This window comes from Ligilactobacillus salitolerans, from assembly GCF_003864415.1.
Taxonomy (GTDB): Bacteria; Bacillota; Bacilli; order Lactobacillales; family Lactobacillaceae; genus Ligilactobacillus; species Ligilactobacillus salitolerans.
Genome location: NZ_BFFP01000079.1, coordinates 529 through 807 on the forward strand (window position 1 = coordinate 529; position 279 = coordinate 807).

The 279-nt window shown below is 56.3% G+C and carries 1 rRNA gene (only partly in view); it reads left to right on the top strand.

Annotated features, from left to right (window positions below):
• Positions 1-279, top strand: a 23S ribosomal RNA gene (locus tag LFYK43_RS12085) (its annotated part extends past both window edges: 528 nt to the left, 501 nt to the right); the annotation flags it as partial.

The window sequence follows — 279 nt, forward strand, 5'->3', positions numbered from 1 at the left end:
CTCCCAGGGTTAGTCGGGACCTAAGCCGAGGCCGAGAGGCGTAGGCGATGGATAACAGGTGGAGATTCCTGTACTGGTCGGATCTGTTTGAGCGATGGAGGGACGCAGGCGGCTAACGGAGCGTGCAGCTGGAATTGCACGTCCAAGCAGCGAGTTGCAGGGCGAGTCAAATGCTTGCCCTGGCGTAAGATGAGCTGTGATGGGGAGCGAAATTTAAGTAGCGAAGGAAGTCATGTCACACTGCCGAGAAAAGCTCCTAGTGAAGATCCGATCACCCGT